Genomic DNA, 19,465 nt, shown 5'->3' with positions numbered 1-19,465 from the left:
ATGCGGATCGGCTTGCCCGACTTCTGCCGCTCGATCAGCTCGCGCGCCAGGCCCACCGGTGCAACGTTGATCGTCATTGCTCGATCCTTTCGAGGAAACGTCTGAAACCTGGGACGACGGGTATTGAATTATGGCGCACTGTCAACCCGAATGTCCGGTCCGGCGGCAGTTCCGCCGGCGACCCGGCCGGCGGCCCCGCCAGTATCCAGATTGTCAGGAGACGACCGGCATCGGCTGTTCCGGTGCGGGCTTTGCCGCTAATCTAGCCGCCTGCCCGCGCCCGCCGAGGCAAGGACGCCGCCGGACGCGCCGAAAAATGCGAGGCAATTGAAAAGGATAGCCGCCGATCCGGATTCGATGTCTGAGGATCGGACTCCCGGGGAGGAGACCAATGGCACGCAAGATCCTTGTCCTGCTCGGGACCAAGAAAGGCGCCTTCATCGCCGAGAGCGACGCCGCGAGGCGCTCGTGGAAGCTGCGCGGCCCGTTCTGCGAGACCTGGCCGATGAACCACGTCATCGCCGACCAGCAGACGGGCACGATCTATGGCGCCGGCGGCAACGAGTGGTTCGGCCCGGCGGTATGGAAGTCGACAGATCTCGGCGAGACGTGGACGCATTCGAGCGAGGGCCTCGCCTATGCCGAAGGCGAGGAGCCGATCAAGGCGGTGTGGAGCCTCGCCAAGGGCAATGGCAGCCTCTATGCCGGCGTGCAGCCGGCCGGCCTGTTCCGCAGCGACGACGCCGGCCAGAGCTGGAGCCACGTCGAGGGCCTGCAGAAGCACCCTTCCCGGCCGCATTGGAACCCAGGCGGCGCCGGCCTGATCCTGCATTCGCTGGTGGTCGATCCCAACGACCACGACCGCATCTGGGTCGGCATCTCGGCGGCGGGCGTGTTCCACACCGCCGACGGCGGCCGCACCTGGGAGCCGCGCAACCACGGCACCCGCGCAGATTTCCTGCCCGAGGGCGAGAACTATCCCGAATTCGGCCAGTGCGTGCACAATCTGGTCATGGCGCCCGGCATGTCGAACCGGCTCTACCAGCAGAACCATTGCGGCATGTACCGCTCCGACGACGGCGGCAAGCACTGGCAGAGCATCGAGAAGGGCCTGCCCTCCACCTTCGGCTTCCCGGCCACAGCGCACCCGCGCGATCCCGAAACGCTCTATCTCGTGCCGCTCAACGGCGACAGCGCCGGCCGCTTCGTGCCCGACGCCAAGGCCGCGGTGTGGCGGACGCGGAACGGCGGCCACGACTGGCAGGCGCTGCGCAACGGCCTGCCGCAGGAGAACGCCTATATCGGCGTGCTGCGCCAGGCGATGTCGACCGACCGGCTCGAGCCCGCGGGCGTCTATTTCGGCACCAGCTCGGGCACGCTGTTCGCCAGCGCCGACGAGGGCGAAAGCTGGACGAGCGTGGCCCAGCACCTGCCCTCGATCCTGTCGGTCGAGACGCTGGTGGTCGACGGCTGAGCCTGGGATGGCGGACATGCTCGACCGGCAAGACCCCGACCGTCGAACGGAGGCAAGAACCACGCCCGTCGTGGTGCGCCTGCCCGGCGTGCTGGTCGACCTGTTCCCCGGCTCGTCGCGGCGCGTCGAGATGCAGGCCGCGACCGTCAGGAACATGGTCGACGAACTCGACCGGCGCTGGCCGGGCATGCGCGACCGCATCTGCGACAGCCGCCCCACCATCCGCCGGCACATGAACGTGTTCGTCGACGGCGAACGCGCGACGCTGAAGACGAAGCTGCGGCCGGGCATCGAGGTTTTCGTGCTCACCGCGATCAGCGGTGGTTGAGTTTTGCCGCCAGTGCAACCTATGGAATATTTTAGTAAATCCACATTATACAAGAAGATGTAAAAGTCGATCTGGACCATATATTTACGAAATCAGGCTCCTATTCTTCTGTTGACGTGACCCGAAAGCCAATATTTCAGTCCAGGCAGATGACTCGTCCGCTCTGCTCGGAAAGTCATCTGATCGGGCATGGAACCGCAGTCGCGCCGGCAACAAGCGCGATAGTGTGGTTCGCGGGGGCGACAGATGCAGCATCAGACGACGCGACGCGCGGGCGCAACGGCAGCGATTGCGTGGTTCAGCGCGCGACTAAGGATGATGCTGATACTCTGCGTGGGCCTGCTCTGGCCGTCGATGGCCCTCAGTGCACCTCCCACGGCAACGGCCGTCGTCTCAAACACCATGCTCAAGATTGGCGACACCTCGCTGGTTACGATCACTTTTTCGGAGCAGGTGACCGGCTTCAACAACGCCGACCTCATTGCATCGAACGGCTCCCTGACGGCCGTCTCCTCTTCGGACGGCGGCATCACCTGGACGGCGACATTTGCACCTTCGGCGGGCATCTCCGACTCTACCAACTTGATCGTCCTGAACATGACAGGGGTGGCAAGCGGAGGCGGCGAGGCTGGCAGCGGCACCGTCAATTCCAACAATTATGCCATCGATACCATGAGGCCGACCGCGACGATCGTCGTTGCCGACACTGCGCTCGGCATCGGCCAGACGTCGCTGGTGACCGTCGCCTTCTCGGAGGCTGTGGCTGGCTTCAGCAACGCCGACCTGAGCGTCGGAAATGGTTCTTTGTCGGCTCTGTCGTCCTCGGACGGCGGCATAAGCTGGGCGGCGACGCTCACCCCGACAGCAGGCATAACCGACACGAGCAATCTGATCACCCTGGACAATACAGGCGTCATAGACTCGGCTGGCAACAATGGCAGTGGAACGACCGATTCGAACAACTATGCGGTCGATTCACAGCGACCGACCGCCACACTCGTCATGGCCGACCCCACCCTCGCCGCCGGCGACACGTCGCTGCTGACGATCACCTTTTCGGAAGCGGTGACCGGCTTCGACAACGCCGACCTCACCGTCCCGAACGGGACTCTGTCGACCGTGTCGTCGTCGGACGGCGGCATCACCTGGACGGCGACGTTCAACCCCAACGCAGGCGTGAGCGACGCGACCAATCTGCTTACCCTGAACAATGCGGGCGTGACGGATGTGGCCGGCAATGCCGGCACTGGCATGACCAATTCGGCCAATTTCACCATCGACACCGTGCTGCCGACGGCAACGGTCGTCGTCGCCGACAATGCACTGAAAACGGATGAGACATCGCTGGTGACGATCACCTTCTCGGAGGCGGTGACCGGCTTCAACAACGCCGATTTGACAGTCAGCAACGGGACACTTTCGGCTGTATCGTCCTCGGACGGCGGCGTATCCTGGACGGCGACATTCACCCCTTCGGCAAACGTGTCCGACGCCAGCAACGTGATCTCGCTCGACATGACCGGCGTGCAAAACGCGTCCGGCAACACCGGCAGCGGAACCGTCGATTCGAACAACTACGCGATCGATACCGCGGGGCCGACCGCGACGATCGACGTGGAAGTCACCAGCTTGAGAGACGGGGAAACGTCACCGGTGACGATCACCTTTTCCGAGGCGGTAACCGGTCTTGGCCTTACTGACCTGAGCCTGACCGGCGGCACCACGTCGGCACTACGGACGTCCGACAATATCGTCTGGACCTTCACGCTCACTGCGACCGGCACGTCAGCATCACGCAACACGATCACGCTTGCCGCCTCGGCCGTGTCGGATGCCGCCGGCAATCCGGGCAGCAGCGCCGTGTCCAACAGTTATGCGACGAACCCTCCGACCATCTCCCTGGCGCCGGCGACGCTTCCCAATCCAACCCTCGGCGTAGCCTATTCGCAGATGCTGACCGCCACAGGCGGCACGACACCCCATACCTTCGCCATCAGCGACAACGCGCTGCCGAACGGGCTGGCGTTAAGCCCTGCAGGCAACGTATCGGGCACGCCAACCGTGACGGGCACCTTCAACTTCACCGTCAAGGTGACGGACGCGCTGGGCTTCACAGCCGAGCAGGCATACTCGATGACCGTAGGCGCCCCGGCCCCGGTTGCCGTCTCGCGGCGCATCAGCGTCGATGCAGGAAAACAGGTGACGGTCGACCTGACCGATGGGGCCACGGGTGGCCCGTTCACCGCGGCAGCACTGGTTTCGCTTTCGTCTGCTGCAGCGGGCGCCGCGGCCATTACCGGCACTGAGCTCACCTTCGACGCGGCGATTACGTTCGAAGGCGAGGCGACCGTCGTCTTCACCCTGAGCAATGCCTCTGCCGCGTCCGCACCAACCTCCATCTATTTCGACGTCACCGGACGCCCCGATCCGTCGGAAGACGCCGAGGTGACCGGCCTGCTGACCGCTCAGGTCGACAGCGCCAGGCGCTTCGCCGAAAGCCAGACGCAGAACTTCAACTCGCGTCTCGAGCAGTTGCACGACGAAGGCGAGCGCCGCCGCAACAGCATGGCGGTGCGGCTCGGCTATTCCGGCAACGACGGCAAGACCGACGAGGACCAGCGCTTCGAGGACCTGTTGGGCAAGGCTCCCAAGGGCGCGGCCGGCAGCGGCTTTGCCATGCACAACTATGCCGACGACGAGAACGGCCGCCAGCCGGCGCAGTCGCCGGTCGATGTCGACCTCGGCAAGCTGGCCGTATGGACCGGCGGCTTCGTCAATTTCGGCGAGCGCGACGACGGCAGGCTGAACCTGGACTACACCACCGCCGGCGTCAGCGGCGGCATCGACTACCGCTTCTCCAAGTCGCTCGTGGCGGGTTTCGGCTTAGGCTACGGCCGGGACGCGACCGACATCGGCCCGAACGGCACCGAAAGCCGCGCGCACGCCTACAGCGGCGCAGTCTATGCGAGCTATTCGCCGTTCAGGTCGGCATATCTCGACGGGCTCGTCGGCGGCAGCTGGCTGGATTTGTCCAGCAGGCGGTACGAGACGTCCAACGGCGGCTACGCCATCGGAGAGCGGAGCGGCACGCAGATCTTCGGTTCGATCACCGCGAGCTACGAAAAGCGCGACGATGCCTGGCTGATCTCGCCCTATGGCAGGCTGGATCTTTCGAGGTCGTGGCTCTCGGGGTTCACCGAAGGCGGCAGCGGCGACTACCTGCTGAAATACGGCAGCCAGACCGTCGACACGCTTTCGGGCATTGCCGGACTTCGCGTCGAATACGCGATCACCACCGACTGGGGCGTTTTGAAACCGGGCGCCCGCATCGAGTATGTCCATGATTTCGAGGGATCGAGCCGGGTGAACCTCGGTTACGCCGACACCGATGGCCTGCCCTATGTCTTCGACATCGACAGCAAGGGCAGCGACTACGCAACACTGGGAGCGTCGCTGGACGCGGCCCTCGGCAACAACTGGACCGCGAGGTTCGACTATCGCACCGCCGTCGGCGGCGTCGGCCAGAGCCACGCGCTTGGCCTCAAGGTCGGCAAGAACTTCTGACGGCGACGCATGTCGCGGCCAGCAGGCTTCGACATGCTTCCCGAACTCCCGCGATTGAGCTGGCTACGGCTCCACCCTCTTGTTGGAGCTTCAGTTTTCCAAAAGCAGGCTCCCGGCCTTCGGCAACTTACTCTAGTATCGGCCCAGACTATCGTTCGAGGGGACCAAGATGATACGACGTACAGGTGCTTTCCTGGCCTTCATGCTGGCCTTCGCGCCAGCCCTGCCGCAGGCGGCGATCGCGCAGGAGCGTGTCGAGACGCTACGCATGCGCCCGGGCGCGACGCAGACGACGGTGCGCGGCATCGTCTTCGGCCGCATCAGCGCATCCTACCGGCTCGAGGCGCGGGCCGGCCAGCGCATGAGCCTCGACCTCAGGTCGCGCAACCGCTTCCTCTACTTCAACGTCGTCGACCCGCGTGGCCGCGCCATCGCCCGCGAACAGACGCAATGGGACGGGCGCCTGTCGGCCTCGGGCCTCTACACGATCCAGATCTACCTGCTGCGCGCCGAAGCCCGCCGCAACGGCACCGCCCCCTTCGCGCTCGGCGTCAGTGTCTTCGGCCGCGGCGACCCCGGCCCCGGACCGGAGCCGCTGCCCGGACCGCGCTCCTGGCGCGTGGTCGGCGTCAGCCCCGACGACGTGCTCAACATGCGCGAGACGCCGTCGCCGCGCGGCTTCGTCGTCGGCGAGATCCCCTTCGACGCGGACGGCCTGCGCAACCTCGGCTGCCTCGAGGGCCAGAACTGGTGCAAGGTGCGCTATCGCGGCCAGGAAGGCTGGGTCAACGGCCGCTTCCTGCGTCCCGAATGAGCGGCAGGCGACAGCCACAGGCCAGGCGAGCAGGCTCGCCCGGCCATGTCGGTCCGTCGCGCCCGGATCGCCTCGTCCTGGGCCATGGGCGCGCCGAAGCGGCACGCGGAAGGAGCGCACGAGGTAGATACGCCTCCGGTTAGGGGTCGCCATCTCGGCCGACACGACACCAGGGCGTCGATCGGACGACGGTCCTTGCCGAGACTACCTACAATGTCGTGTGCATCCTTCGAATTGAGACGACCCTGAAATGTCGAACGATCCGGGCCACACTTACTCGTTGCTTACAAATCTAGCCGCAACCTGCTAAGGTTGCTTCTTCAGGGGCGTCATGCCTGGCGGAGGCCGACTGCTCCTGCGAAGAGGAGGGTTCCATGTGCGACCTGGTCGATCACGACGTCCTAGGGCCTAGGCAACGCGCCATACTCATCGAGGTCTACGAATCTGCGCGCAGGGTGGAGGCCAGCCTTCCACACACCCATATCGCCAGCATCGCGGCGCGCAGGCTGATCGCTGCGTTCAACGGCAATGTCGACAGCCATGCATCGGACCTGCGTCACATGCGGACGATAGGGACGGCCTGACGGCCGCGCCCGCATTCTCGTCGCCGCGGCGGACGCGCTTCGCAATGTTCCGCAATGTCAGCGGCGCCGCCGGGGCTGCGCATTCGAGGCGCGCGATAGGAGAGCCGCTGGGCGGTGGGGGTCGGGGGGTCCGCGGCTCCCCTATCCTGTCGCGCTCGGTGACACGGACAGGCCGCGTGATGTGCTGGCGCTTGTCACGCAGGCACCCCGAGTTTCCGGCCTGCATGGCCCGCAGGTCAAATTGTGCAATGGGCGTAGATGCCTACGGGCAATAACCCCCATGGACATCCTCGGGCACATGATATCAGATGAGGCTTCGACGTTCCGTCTTTCCGAGACGGCTCGCCGTGGCAGATGTCGATCGAACACCGAGCGTATTGTGATCTATGGGGACGTAGTCGCGATGAAGGTCGGCGGCTGGGATTAGCGCCCTTCACTGCGGATAGATCCAGTAGAAGTGATGGCCGAGCAAACGCTGCTTCAATTCTTCCAGTCCCTGCCGACAGGTATTGCCCTTGGGCATGCCGGTGCCGACGTCGATTTCCTCGACTCCACCGCAAGGATCTATGCGACAAACACGGTTGTCGGGCGCCAGGGCGACACCAACAGCCGGATATTCATCGTCCAGTCGGGCTGGACCTCCGTCTGCCGTCACCTGCCGAACGGCAACCGCCAGATTATCGACACTCCCCTCAAGGGGGATGTGCTGGACCTGCCCTCCGCCGATGGAGGCAGCGTCAACTCCCTCATTGCGGTCACCGCGGCGACGATCTTCGAAATCCCCGGACATTCGTTCGCCAAGGCGCTCGACCGCAACGCGACGCTAGGCGCCCTGTTCTCGCGCATGGTTGCGCGCCAGCATCAGATCGCGGCCGAGCGGCTGACCAGCGTCTGCCGCCGCAGCGCCCTCGAACGTACGGCGCATTTCCTGCTGGAACTGGGGGAGCGGCTGGCCGCGGGTGGAGCCTACGGCACCCAGGCGGGCTATGATTGCCCGCTGACGCAGCACGATCTCGCAGACGTGCTCGGGCTCACGCAGATTCACGTCAACAGGACGCTCAGGGAACTGCGCGAGCGGGACATGGTTTCGTTTCGATCCGGCTCTGTAGAGTTCCTCAACCGGCAGAAACTCGTAAAGCTTGCAGGCTTCGACAAAGGCTACCTGCAGTATAGCTGGCCGCAGGCTCCACAAAAGTTGCTCGCCTCCGGGCATGTTCCTAGCAGCGCTCGCAGCGTTATACCTTAGGCTAATCCCACCTTAGGCCGGACGCTGTACGTCGCCGAAAAGAACGATCACCACAAGGCCACCGCCCGATAAGATGATACGATGTATCGTATCGTCTATATTGGTTAACATATGTTAATGAAAAAAGAATAAACTGAGTTATCGTGGCTCGTTGTTCTCTTGATTGGGACCAGGAGACATCATGGAGAGGAAGCAAGGCGGCGCCTCTGCGGGAATGCGGATGTATGTGCGTCGTATCAGGGGGATGAAAGCCGGCACTTAGTAGTTGTTCATGGGGTGTGCTGATCGCTGAAGGGGCGATCTGTGTGCGGAAAGGGCGTATGACCAATGGAGACCAACACAGGACATAGCGGCAATTCATCCACGGCGCTTACGAGGAGCGGCGTAGAACTGGTGGCATCGGGCAGCGGGATCGACCGCCGCCCCCACGAACGTCTTCTCATAATCGACAGTAGAGCATTGGATCGCGAATGCCTGGCGAAGGCCTTGATCTATCACGACCTTGGCATGGAGGTTACGGCTCTTGGGTCAATCGACGAATGGCGTAGGCAGAAGGATCTGCACCCGTCACTGTCGGCGATATTGCTCAACCTCGGCGGCCGCAAGGCCGCGGATCCCAACGTGGCCAACGAGATCTCGCGGCTTGCCGCCGAGTTCAAGGCGGTCCCGGTCGTCATCCTTGCCGACACCGACGAGCTCAAGCAGATCATGAAGGCGCTGGAGTGCGGCGCGCGCGGCTACATTCCGACGACCGTCGGGGTGGACGTCTGCGTCGAGGCGATCAACCTGGCGATTGCCGGCGGCATTTTCGTTCCCGCCAGCAGCCTGCTTGCCATGCGCCATCTCATCGACTCGAGCAGCCATGAGATTCGCCCGCTGGCCGGCATGTTCACGTCGCGCCAGGTCGAGGTCGTCCAGGCGCTGCGCCGTGGCAAGGCGAACAAGATCATCGCCTATGAACTGAAGCTGCGCGAGAGCACGGTGAAGGTCCATATCCGCAACATCATGAAGAAGCTCAAGGCCACCAACCGGACCGAGGTCGCCTACAAGCTCAACGATCTCTTCCCCGGCGACGTCTGACGCGTCGCCCGGACAAGACCGCAATCCAAGGCCGCCCGCGGCGCTGCGGACGGCCTTTTGCGCGCGGCAAACCGGGCAGCGCTCGATCATGCTCGCGATGGCCACCGCTACCCCCATTGGACGATGAGCGGCCGTCTTATTGCGGACGCTTCCCCGGCGGCCGAAAATGTACACTTCCCCCGGGGGGTCGCGGCCCGCGCCGCTGGCACCCGAACATGGCAGCCGCCCCGGCGCGGCGCCGGCACATGGGGGACGCAATGAAAGTTCTCGTCACGGGGCACCTGGGCTACATCGGCTCGGTCATGACGCCGATGCTGCTCGGGGCCGGCCACCAGGTAAGCGGCTACGACAGCGACCTCTACCGGCGCTGCACCTTCGACGCCGGCGGCAACCCTCCCTCGGTGCCCTGGGTCCGCAAGGACATCCGCGACGCCGAGCCCCAGGATCTCGAAGGCTTCGACGCGGTGATCCATCTCGCCGCCCTTTCCAACGACCCGCTGGGCAATCTCGACCCCGACCTGACCTACGAGATCAACCACCGGGCCAGCGTCCGGCTGGCGCGCGCCGCCAAGGCCGCCGGCGTCCGGCGCTTCCTCTACGCCTCGTCCTGCAGCAACTACGGCCAGGCCGGCGCCGACATCATCGACGAGACCGGCGAACTGAAGCCGGTCACGCCCTATGGCTGGTCGAAGGTGATGTCGGAGCGCGACATCGCCCCGCTCGCCGACGCCGGTTTCGAGCCGGTCTACTTCCGTCCGGCCACCGCCTACGGGCTGTCGCCGCGGCTGCGCTTCGACATCGTGCTCAACAACCTCGTCGCCTGGGCGGTCACCCAGGGCGTCATCCTGCTCAAGTCGGACGGCAGCCCGTGGCGGCCGATCGTCCACATCGAGGACATTTCGCGCGCCTTCATCGCCGGTCTGGAGGCGCCGCGCGAGGCTGTCCACAACCAGGCCTTCAACGTCGGCCAGACCGCTCACAACTACCGCATCCGCGACATCGCCGAGATCGTCGCCCAAGTGGTGCCCGGCTGCCGGCTGGACTTCGCCGCCGACGCCGGCCCCGACAGCCGCTCCTATCGCGTCAGCTTCGACAAGATCGCGAGCAGGCTGCCCGCCTTCCAGCCGAAATGGGACGCCCGTGCCGGCGCCAAACAGCTCCATGTCGCCTATACCGGCTCGGGGCTGACGCTTGACGAATTCGAGGGGCCGCGCTTCCAGCGCATCGGCCACATCAGGCACCTGATGGCGAGCGGCATCATCGACGCCAGGATGCGGCACCTGCCCGATGCCGAGCCGGCGCTGAGGTCCATGGCCGGCTGACACGGGCCATGGAGCACCACGGATCCATCGCGCCAGAATCGTCCGAGGACATCGGCGCCCGGATCTACGCGCTCGCCGCCAGGCTCTATCCGATCTGCCGCAGCATCACCGGAAACGGGGTGCGCGAAACGCTGGGCATCGTGTCCGAGACAGTTCCGCTCGAACGCCACGAGGTCGCCACCGGCACCGCCGCCTTCGACTGGACCATCCCGAAGGAGTGGAACGTCCGCAGCGCCTCGATCAGGGACAGCGCCGGCCGCACTGTGCTCGACTTCGCCGACAACAACCTGCACGTGCTGAACTATTCCGTCCCGTTCAGCGGCGTGGTGACGCTGGACGAGCTGAAGCGTCACGTCCACACCTTGCCGGACCAGCCGGGCCTCATCCCCTACCGGACGTCCTACTACGTCGAGAACTGGGGCTTCTGCATGGCCCACGACAGCCTGGCCGCACTGTCCGAGGGCGACTACCGGGTGGAGATCGACGCCGAGCTGAAGCCGGGCCATTTGAGCTATGGCGAATATCTCCACTGCGGAACCACGGATCGCGAGTTCCTGCTTTCCGCCCACATCTGCCATCCCTCGCTCGCCAACGACAACTGCTCGGGCCTGGCGCTGCTGGCCACGATCGCAGCCGGCCTGCGCTCGCGCCGGACGCGCTACAGCTACCGCTTCCTGTTCGCCCCCGGCACGATCGGCGCACTGGCCTGGCTGTCGCGCAACGAGGACAAGGTTGGGCGCATCGACCACGGGCTGGTCGTCTCCTGCGTCGGCGACGGCGGCGGGCCGACCTACAAGCGCAGCCGCCGCGGCAACGCCTTCATCGACCGGGCGATGGCCCACGTGCTTGGCCGGGGTCATGACGCCGCCAAGCTCGTCGACTTCTCCCCCTATGGCTACGACGAGCGGCAGTTCTGTTCGCCGGGCTTCGACCTGCCGGTCGGGCTGTTCCAGCGCAGCGCCTTCGGCACCTTCCCGCAATACCACACCTCCGCCGACGACCTCGATTTCATCCGGCCGGAGCACCTGGCTGCATCGCACCGCATCGTCATGGAGGCGATCGCAATCGTCGAGGGCGACTGGACGCCGCTCAGCCTTTGCCCCAAGGGCGAGCCGCAGCTCGGCCGCCGCGGCCTCTACGCCGCGCTCGGCGGCGACAAGGCGACCGGCCTGAGCGCGCTGGGGCTCTTGTGGGTGCTGAACCTCGCCGACGGCGAAAACTCGCTGCTCGCCATGGCCGAGCGCTCGGGTCTCGCTTTCGGCGAACTCGCCGCGGCGGCCGAGCTGCTGCGCGCCCATGGCCTGGTGACGGACGCCGCCGATCCAGGAAGGCCCTAGCTGTCCCCATCCAGCAGCGGCCAGGCCCGGTCCTTGTCCGACATCGCCGTCGGCTGCAGCGGCCAGTAGATGGCGAGCACCGGATCGTCGTAGCGCACCCCGACCGAGGCCATGGGCGCATAGAACCGCGAGATCATGTAGGACACCACCGCATCGTCGGTGAGCGTCTGGAAGCCGTGGGCGAACCCTTCCGGCACGTAGATCTGGCGCCGGTTCTCGGGCGTCAGTTCCACCCCCACCCACTGGTACAGCGTGGGCGACGCCGGGCGCAGATCGACGACGACGTCGTAGATGGCGCCGCCGATGCAGGAGACCAGCTTCACCTCGCCATGCGGCGGAAGCTGGAAATGCATACCGCGCAGCGTGCCCCGCAGGATCGAATGCGACTGGCTGTGCTGGACGAAGCGGGTCTCGAGACCCCGGTCGGCGAACTCGTTCTCGCAGAAGGTGCGCATGAAGCTGCCGCGCGCATCGGCAACGGGTTCCGGCTCGACGAGCCACGCACCGCTCAATTCGGTCTCGACGAAGCGCACGGTTCCACCCGCTCCCTGAACGTCCCGAACCAAGATTCTTGGCTCGCGCGGGCCGGCGCGGAAGCGTGTTCTAAGCGGTAGCCCGCCTCAGCCGATGGAGGCAGGCCGGAACGGCCCGCATACCCGTTTGGGATGAGCCGCGGCCGCGCCTACCACCGACACCGCCTTTTGGCTCCGCAGGCTAAGGCTCGACCGCCCTATCGGATGACGCCCCAGATCGTATGGGCAGATCGAACCCGCGAGGCGCCGCCTCTATCCTCGCATCCGGCACAATCGAAAGCCCAGGAATTGTCGGCCAGGCGTGACCCCAACCACGCGTCGACCTCGGGGGGACTGGAGCAGAGCATGAACGTACACAAGCTCGAGGCCGGCAGGGAATCCGTCGTCGCCAGCCCCTACCTCGCGCCCGCCTGCCGCCTGTGCGGCGCGCGCCTCAGCCACCTCTTCGTCGATCTCGGCATGTCGCCGCCCTGCGAGAGCTTCCTGCGCGCCGAAGAGGTCGACCAGATGGAGCCGTATTTCCCGCTGAAAGTGCTGGTCTGCGACACCTGCTATCTCGTCCAGCTCAAGGAATATGTGAGCCGCGAGGCGATCTTCAGCGAATACGCCTATTTCTCGTCCTTCTCGACCAGCTGGGTGGCGCATGCGAAGCTCTATTGCGAGGCGATCACCCAGCGGCTCGGCCTCGGCCAGGAAAGCCTCGCGGTCGAGCTCGCCAGCAACGACGGCTACCTGCTCCAGCACTTCCGGCCGCTCGGCGTTCCCGTGCTCGGCATCGAGCCGGCCGCCAATGTCGCCCGCGCGGCGATCGACAAGGGCATCCCCACCCGCGTCGACTTCTTCGGCGAGCGGATGGCGCTGCAGCTGGTCGAGGAAGGCAACGCCGCCGACCTTATCATCGGCAACAACGTGCTCGCCCAGGTGCCCGACCTCAACGACTTCGTCGCCGGCATGAAGCTCCTGCTGAAACCGGAAGGCACGGTCACGCTCGAGTTCCCGCATGTCGAGCGGCTGATCGCCGAGAACCAGTTCGACACTATCTATCACGAACATTTCTCGTACTTCTCGCTGGTGACCATCGACATGATGGCGCAGCGCCACGGCCTGCGCCTCGTCGACGTCGAGGAACTTCCGACGCATGGCGGATCGCTGCGCGTCTATCTCACCCACGAGGAGGCCCGGCGCCCCGTCTCGGTGCGCGTCGGCGAGATCGTCGCCCGCGAGCGCCGCCACGGGCTGACAAACATGTCCACCTACGCCTCCTTCGACCACAAGGCCTGCATGGCCAAGCGCGACCTGCTGGCCTTCCTGATCTCGGCCAAGAACGAAGGCAGGAGGATCTGCGGCTATGGCGCGCCGGGCAAGGGCAACACCCTGCTCAACTATTGCGGCATCGGCACCGACTTCCTCGACTTCACCGTCGACCGCAACCCCTATAAGCATGGCCGCTACACGCCCGGCATGCACATCCCGATCCGGCCCGTCTCCGCCATCGACGACGCCAAGCCCGACTACATCCTCGTGCTGCCGTGGAACCTCAAGGACGAGATCATCCGGCAGATGTCCCACGTCGCGGCGTGGGGCGCGAAGTTCGTCGTGCCCATTCCCTACGTCACCATCATCGATCCGGCGGAGCGTTCAACATGAAGGTCGTGCTTTTCTGCGGCGGGCGCGGAACCCGCATTCGCGAATATTCCGAGAGCATCCCCAAGCCGATGATCCCGCTCGGACCGCAGCCGATCATGCGGCACGTGATGCAGTGGTACAGCGACTACGGCCACGACGACTTCGTCCTCTGCCTCGGCTACAAGGCCAACGTCATCAAGGATTTCTTCCTCAACACGCGGCCCCAGACCTTCGCCGACTGCGTCGTCTCGGGCGGCGGCAAGGACATCCAGCTGCTCAACGAAGGCGTCAAGGACTGGCGCGTCACGCTGCTCGACACCGGCATCTGGCGCAACATCGGCGAGCGCCTGTGGGCGGCGAGAAACCAGGTCAAGGACGAGAAGATGTTCCTGGCCAACTATGCCGACGGGCTCACCGACGTCGATCTCAACGATATGCTCGCCAGGTTCGAGGCCAGCGGAATGTATGGCTGCTTCCTGGCCGTGCGCGCGCCCCTCACCTACCACCTCGCCGACATCGACGAGACCGGCCGGGTCCGTGCGCTGCGCGGCACCGACACGTCGGACATCTGGATCAACGGCGGCTACTTCATCTTCCGGCCGGAGATCTTCGACTACATGAACGACGGCGAGGAGCTGGTGCTCGAGCCCTTCGCGCGGCTGATCGCCGACAACAAGCTGATGGCCTACAAGCACGAGGGCTTCTGGCGCTCGATGGACACCCTGCGCGACTGGCAGTCGCTCGAGGACATGGTCGAGAACGGCGAGATGCCGTGGAATGCAGCCGTGCGGGCCGAACGCGCCAGGCGCAACGTCATCAAGGCCGCTTCATGAGGAGCCTGGGCCTGGCGCGGGAGGGCGAGCATCTTTCGCTGCTGTGCCTCGGCGCGCATTCCGACGACATCGAGATCGGCGCCGGCGGCACCATCCTCAGCCTGATCGCCCAGGGCATCCGCCTCAGCGTCGACTGGTGCGTGCTGAGTGCTGCCGGCCCGCGCGCCGCCGAGGCAACGGCCTCCGCGCAGGCCTTCCTCGCCGGCGCCGAGCAGGCGCGCATCGCGGTCGCCGACTTCGAGGACAGCTATTTTCCGGAGCAGCTCCGGGCCATCAAGCAATGGCTGATCGAGCTGCGCGGCCGGGCGGTGCCCGATCTCGTGCTGACCCATGCCCAGGCCGACGCCCACCAGGACCACCGGGTCGTCAACCAGCTGACCTGGAACCTGTTCCGTGACCACCTGGTGCTGGAATACGAGATTCCCAAATGGGACGGCGATCTGGGCCGGCCAAACGTGTTCGTACCGTTGACAAGCGAGACGATGGAAAGGAAGCTGGCCTTGCTGCGCGAGCATTTCGGCACGCAGCGCTCGAAGGACTGGTTCGACAGGGGGACTTTTCAGGGACTGGCGCGGTTGCGGGGCATGGAGTGCCGTGCGCCCGAACAGCATGCCGAAGCGTTCTTTGCCCGAAAGCTGCGCCTTCTCTGAAGACGAAGCAGCGTTCAGCATCACGGAAATTTGCGAATTCTCGGCCGGCCGTTTCAACGGGATAAACCCGGGATTTCCACAGGAACTCGTGCCTGGAACGTGGCTCACCACTTGAAGTAGTGGCCACTTTCGGCTAACAAATGCAGAGCAAGTTGTGGGATGTATATACCTGTCTGCAATGCGGGACGGGCGTGAAGTGATTGAAGTAGCTGTTTTGCGGATTGAGGGCTGCTCTGATGGACACTTCGATGCTGCCATGCGGCAGCGACTTGCGTGATTTTTCCTTATTGGACATTCGCTTGGGCACAGTCGACGGCGGGGAACAGGGCCTGCTGGTGATGCGGTCGAACCAGTTGGTGGCCGTGCTGACGCAGGTCGACGAGGAACTCTATTCGGTCAAGGGGGGATGGTTCCTCGAGACGGGCTACGGCCGCCTCACCGGCTGTCACCAGTTGTTCGAAACGCTCGACGACGCGACATGCTGGATCGCCGGGCATTTCAAAACGGAGACGCACGAGACGCCGCGCTATTCGATGGCGTGAGGGCAACGGCCGCCTGGAGCAGCCACGGCATCCCTCGCTGCATCCAGCCTGGCGTCACGGACATCCGGCCCGGCTGCTGGCGTCAGCGGCGGCTCGCGAGACCGCTGACGCCCCTTTTGCAAGCCTGATGGTTGCAGTCCTGTGCCTGGCGGGCACCGCTGCTTCAGCGGAGCATGCCCCCGCGGGGCTCAGAGGCCGATTGCCGGGACCGGACGCGGGGGGCGCTGGCGGTCGGCTGAACCTGAAGCGTCCAGCTTCAAGCAGCAGTGCCCGAACGCAAAGGATTCCCCAGCTTCAAAGAGCTGGCCGTCCTCCTTGCGTTCGTTCGAACGCACGACGCTCCGCTCAACCCGGTGGTACCGCGCCGGTCACGCTCGTGTCTCTGCCGAGCTGGACGGCGAATTTGAAGGTGAACTCGCTCGACGTCATCATGCCGATGGCCACGTCCTCGCGCGCCATGGTTCCCGTCCGCAACTGCCGGGCGTAGCTCTCGACCCCGTAGGCGTCGCCGTCGCGCATCATCAGCAGGCGATAGAGAAAACCCACATAGGCGCGGTCGGACATGCTGAACGGCGTGTAGCGCGCGCTGAACTCGTCCGAGCGCAGCAAGGCGATCGCCATGTCGAAATAGCTCGCCTCGCCGCTCTCCAGCGCGATCGCCCAGCGCGCCATGTCGTCGCCGCCGTCGCTGCGGCCCAGCACCAGGCAATAGCCGAAGCTCGCCTGCCGGTGCGCGATCGGCTCGACGGTCCGGATCGCCTTCAGATCGCAGTCGCGCGAGGGCAGCGCCGGCGGCCGCGGCCCCCTGATCAGGTCCCTGACCATGGCATAGGCCGGCTTGGGCTCGCCGGGCCACCAGCCCTTTTCAGCGCTGCCGGTCACCCGCACCAGCCCCATGACGGCCTCGAAGCTCGGGGTCCAGTAGGGCTCGTCCATCAGTTCGTAGATGTGGGCCGCCTCGATCCGGTACTTTCGCTGCATCTGGCGCAGCCGCGACATCGCCCATTTCAGCCCCTCGGCCTGCTGCTGTTCGCTGCGCTGGCTGCCATAGGGATTGTTGAATTCGGTGACCCATATCGGCCGGTCGTAGCGCGCGAGCTTCTCGAAGGCCCATTCGGGATCCTCGCCATACATGTGCCAGACGGTGATGTCCCAGGCGATGCCGTCCTTCCGCATGCGCTCGAACGCCCCGGTATGGCCCCAGCCGGCGGTCCCCATCGCCTTGCGGATGGTCGGGTCGGCCTCAGTCATGCCGTCCGAGAGCCCTTTCAGCACGGCGCTCACCTTCCCCCACCGCGGACCGTAATACTCCAGCGCCTCGACGCCGCCCGCCGGGCCCCAGGAGCACGGATACTGGGTACCGTCGTCGCGCTGCTCGCAAGGCTGGATGATGGCATAGTTCTCCATCTCGTTGCCGAGTTCCCACACCCGTATCTCGGACTTGAAGCGGGTGCCGAGGGTCAGCGCCAGCCTGCGCGCCCCGGCATAGAGTTCGTCCGGGGCGGATTTGTCGAGATCGAGCCCGGCCGGGGTGAGGACGGGCAGGATGTCGATCGAGCGCTGCCTGGCGGCGGCGACCAGCTCGGCAAGGCGGTCGGCGGTGTCGGCGCCCGTGACGTTGACGCGATAGGAGCGGAGGCCGAGGTCGCGGAGGTAGTCGAGCTGGCGCTCGATTCCGATCCCCGGATAGGCCGTGAACGGATGGCCGTTCACGCCCCACAGCAGATCCGCGCGCGCCGGCAATCCCCATATCGACAGGGAGCAGAGTACCGCTGCTGCGAGGCCACGCCCTGGAATTCGCCAATGGTCGTTCATGTCACAGCCTCATAGTTCAGCCTGATGTCCGAGTAGAGTTCGACGAACCTTCGCCGCTGCCCGAGCACGACGAGCAGGATGAAGAGATGGAGGGGCCCCATGAGTCCGCAGGCGAGCAGCAGGCGGATGACCGGCCCCGCCTCCGTTGCGAATGCCTGCAATGCAGCAAAGGCCATCGCCGCGCTTGCCAGCCCGGCGACCAGCGATGGCCCGACAGCCCGGAATATGTCCCCCAGCCTTATCGGCGTGCCGTGGAAGCACCACATCAGATGCGGGATCAGCCACAGCGCCAGCACCGTCGAATAGGCTGCGGAAACGCCGTTTGGCCCATAGGGCAGGCCGATGAGATAGGCGCCGATGCACAGCATCGCGATGACGATCGCGATGGCCAGCGACCGCCGCTGTAGCCCGAGCGCAAAGAGCAGCCAGCCGGGCGGATTCATCATCCCGAGAAGGAGCACGCTCGGCGCCAGCAGGCGGAAAGCCTCGCTTGCGCCGGCCCACTCCGCCCCGAGTATCGTCCCGACGATCTCGGGTGCGAAGAACAGGAACAGGAACGAGGTGGGCACGGTCGCGCAGTTCATGAGGTAGAAGAAGTCGAAGAAGTACCTTCTGAGCCCCTTCGGCTGATCCTGCAGCTTGGAAAGCGCGGCGAATGCGACCGGTCCGATCGACTGGCTCAGCTGGGAGGGCGGCAATGTCGAGAGCTGGTTCGCCCGGCCGTAGAGCCCCAGCGCATCCGCGCCCCAGTAGCGGCCCAGCAGCATCTTCTCCACGTTGTAGGCCAGGTAGACGACGATCGTGTTGACGACGACCGTCCCTCCCATGTGGATCAGCGGCCGGACGCCGCTCGCATCGCGGGATGGCCGCGGCACCCACCCCGAAACGATCCATGCCCCGATGCTGTTGACCGCCGGCCATGCCACTGCCGAGGCCACGAGCGCCCAGTAGCCGTAGCCCATGAATGCCAGGGCAATGCCAAGGGCGGAGCTGACAAGGCCCGAGACGACATCCAGCGCGGCCACCGCGCCAAAGCGCATCTGGCGCTGCAGCAGCGCGACCGGAACCGAACCAATCGACGTCAGCACGAAAGAGGGTATCAGCGCCAGGACAAGCGCGGAGATGCGCGGGTCGTGGTAGAACTGCGCCGCAAAGAGCGAAAGCACGTAGCTGCCGAGGGAGACGAACAGCGACAGAAGCACCGTGAACACGAAGAGGAAGTAGAGCTGGCTCTCGGTCAGTTCCTTGTTCTGTATGGCGCCGCTGGCGATGCCCCCGCCTGCGATGGCCTGGAACAGGCCGACGAGCACGACGGCCATCGTGAACAGGCCGAAATCGGCCGGGTGGATCAGGCGCGACAGGATCGCGATGAACAGCAGCCTGATCGCCACATTGGCCAGTTGGCTGGCCAGCTTGGCGATGCCGCCCCGGATGCTCGAGTGCCGCAGCTTCGCGACGCTGTGATATTCGCCGGCCACCGACGGATCGCCGTCGCGGCTGACAGCCGATTCCCTGACGTTCAAGTTCATGTTTCTACACGCCCCCCGTTTGGCCGGCCTGCCATCGGCCTTGGCAGCACCGGCTTCATCCCCCGTTCCCGTCGAGACACCAGTTCGCGACCTTGCCCAGACCCGTCCCGAGCGGGGGTCGGGCTTGCCAGTTGTTGACGCCGTTCGTCCGCCGGACGTCGGCAGCGGCCTCGTCATGTCCCACGGGG

16 protein-coding genes are annotated in these 19,465 nt (G+C 65.3%); 13 read left to right on the top strand and 3 right to left on the bottom strand.

Features of this window, described 5'->3' with window-relative positions:
• The first annotated feature begins 391 nt into the window (after positions 1–391).
• The 9 genes from PV773_RS18805 to PV773_RS18765 all read left to right on the top strand — a co-directional run bounded on the left by PV773_RS18805 (position 392) and on the right by PV773_RS18765 (position 11,749).
• Positions 392–1,474: an exo-alpha-sialidase gene (locus PV773_RS18805; protein WP_347967818.1), complete on the top strand. Its 1,083-nt coding sequence runs from the start codon at positions 392–394 to the stop codon at positions 1,472–1,474.
• A gap of 16 nt (positions 1,475–1,490) precedes the next feature.
• The gene (locus PV773_RS18800) at positions 1,491–1,802 is read left to right on the top strand and encodes a MoaD/ThiS family protein (RefSeq protein WP_347967817.1); all 312 of its coding nucleotides are present in this window, start codon (positions 1,491–1,493) and stop codon (positions 1,800–1,802) included.
• A 315-nt stretch (positions 1,803–2,117) separates the two neighbouring features.
• Entirely contained in the window at positions 2,118–5,366 is a 3,249-nt protein-coding gene (locus PV773_RS18795; RefSeq protein ID WP_347967816.1) for an Ig-like domain-containing protein, read from the top strand.
• Between the two features lie 169 nt (positions 5,367–5,535).
• Positions 5,536–6,180, top strand: coding sequence for an SH3 domain-containing protein (locus tag PV773_RS18790; protein WP_347967815.1), 645 nt, complete (start codon positions 5,536–5,538; stop codon positions 6,178–6,180).
• Between the two features lie 374 nt (positions 6,181–6,554).
• Positions 6,555–6,764, top strand: a complete 210-nt coding sequence (locus PV773_RS18785; protein ID WP_340038133.1) for a hypothetical protein — start codon at positions 6,555–6,557, stop codon at positions 6,762–6,764.
• A gap of 460 nt (positions 6,765–7,224) precedes the next feature.
• Positions 7,225–8,010 carry a Crp/Fnr family transcriptional regulator gene (locus tag PV773_RS18780; protein WP_347967814.1) on the top strand — a complete coding sequence of 262 codons (786 nt, stop codon included), beginning with the start codon at positions 7,225–7,227 and terminating at the stop codon, positions 8,008–8,010.
• 390 nt (positions 8,011–8,400) lie between these two features.
• The gene (locus tag PV773_RS18775; RefSeq protein WP_347967823.1) at positions 8,401–9,090 is read left to right on the top strand and encodes a response regulator transcription factor; all 690 of its coding nucleotides are present in this window, start codon (positions 8,401–8,403) and stop codon (positions 9,088–9,090) included.
• A 257-nt stretch (positions 9,091–9,347) separates the two neighbouring features.
• Entirely contained in the window at positions 9,348–10,412 is a 1,065-nt protein-coding gene (locus PV773_RS18770; RefSeq protein ID WP_347967813.1) for an NAD(P)-dependent oxidoreductase, read from the top strand.
• 8 nt (positions 10,413–10,420) lie between these two features.
• Positions 10,421–11,749, top strand: coding sequence for a DUF4910 domain-containing protein (locus PV773_RS18765; protein ID WP_347967812.1), 1,329 nt, complete (start codon positions 10,421–10,423; stop codon positions 11,747–11,749).
• Here the strand turns inward: PV773_RS18765 and rfbC are convergent.
• Complete coding sequence (rfbC, locus tag PV773_RS18760) at positions 11,746–12,282, bottom strand: dTDP-4-dehydrorhamnose 3,5-epimerase (protein WP_347967822.1); 537 nt, start codon at positions 12,280–12,282, stop codon at positions 11,746–11,748. The two genes, PV773_RS18765 and rfbC, sit on opposite strands and share 4 nt — an antisense overlap.
• Before the next feature lie 345 nt (positions 12,283–12,627).
• On the opposite strand from rfbC, the gene PV773_RS18755 reads away from it, so the two are divergent.
• The 4 genes from PV773_RS18755 to PV773_RS18740 all read left to right on the top strand — a co-directional run bounded on the left by PV773_RS18755 (position 12,628) and on the right by PV773_RS18740 (position 15,933).
• Positions 12,628–13,929, top strand: coding sequence for a class I SAM-dependent methyltransferase (locus tag PV773_RS18755; protein ID WP_347967811.1), 1,302 nt, complete (start codon positions 12,628–12,630; stop codon positions 13,927–13,929).
• Positions 13,926–14,741 carry a sugar phosphate nucleotidyltransferase gene (locus PV773_RS18750; RefSeq protein WP_347967810.1) on the top strand — a complete coding sequence of 272 codons (816 nt, stop codon included), beginning with the start codon at positions 13,926–13,928 and terminating at the stop codon, positions 14,739–14,741. Before PV773_RS18755 ends, PV773_RS18750 begins: the two co-directional genes overlap by 4 nt.
• The gene (locus tag PV773_RS18745) at positions 14,738–15,391 is read left to right on the top strand and encodes a PIG-L deacetylase family protein (RefSeq protein ID WP_347967809.1); all 654 of its coding nucleotides are present in this window, start codon (positions 14,738–14,740) and stop codon (positions 15,389–15,391) included. Before PV773_RS18750 ends, PV773_RS18745 begins: the two co-directional genes overlap by 4 nt.
• 299 nt (positions 15,392–15,690) lie before the next feature.
• The gene (locus tag PV773_RS18740; protein ID WP_347967808.1) at positions 15,691–15,933 is read left to right on the top strand and encodes a hypothetical protein; all 243 of its coding nucleotides are present in this window, start codon (positions 15,691–15,693) and stop codon (positions 15,931–15,933) included.
• 345 nt (positions 15,934–16,278) lie between these two features.
• Here PV773_RS18740 and PV773_RS18735 read toward each other — a convergent pair whose 3' ends face one another.
• The gene (locus PV773_RS18735) at positions 16,279–17,748 is read right to left on the bottom strand and encodes a DUF4214 domain-containing protein (protein ID WP_347967807.1); all 1,470 of its coding nucleotides are present in this window, start codon (positions 17,746–17,748) and stop codon (positions 16,279–16,281) included.
• Positions 17,745–19,277: a lipopolysaccharide biosynthesis protein gene (locus PV773_RS18730; protein WP_347967806.1), complete on the bottom strand. Its 1,533-nt coding sequence runs from the start codon at positions 19,275–19,277 to the stop codon at positions 17,745–17,747. Before PV773_RS18730 ends, PV773_RS18735 begins: the two co-directional genes overlap by 4 nt.
• Between the last annotated feature and the right edge of the window lie 188 nt (positions 19,278–19,465).

Origin of the sequence: Mesorhizobium sp. CC13, from assembly GCF_039907765.1 — a bacterium.
Classification (GTDB): domain Bacteria; phylum Pseudomonadota; class Alphaproteobacteria; order Rhizobiales; family Rhizobiaceae; genus Aminobacter.
The sequence above is the reverse complement of the archived record's forward strand: the minus strand, read 5'-3'. Positions and strand labels throughout refer to the sequence as shown.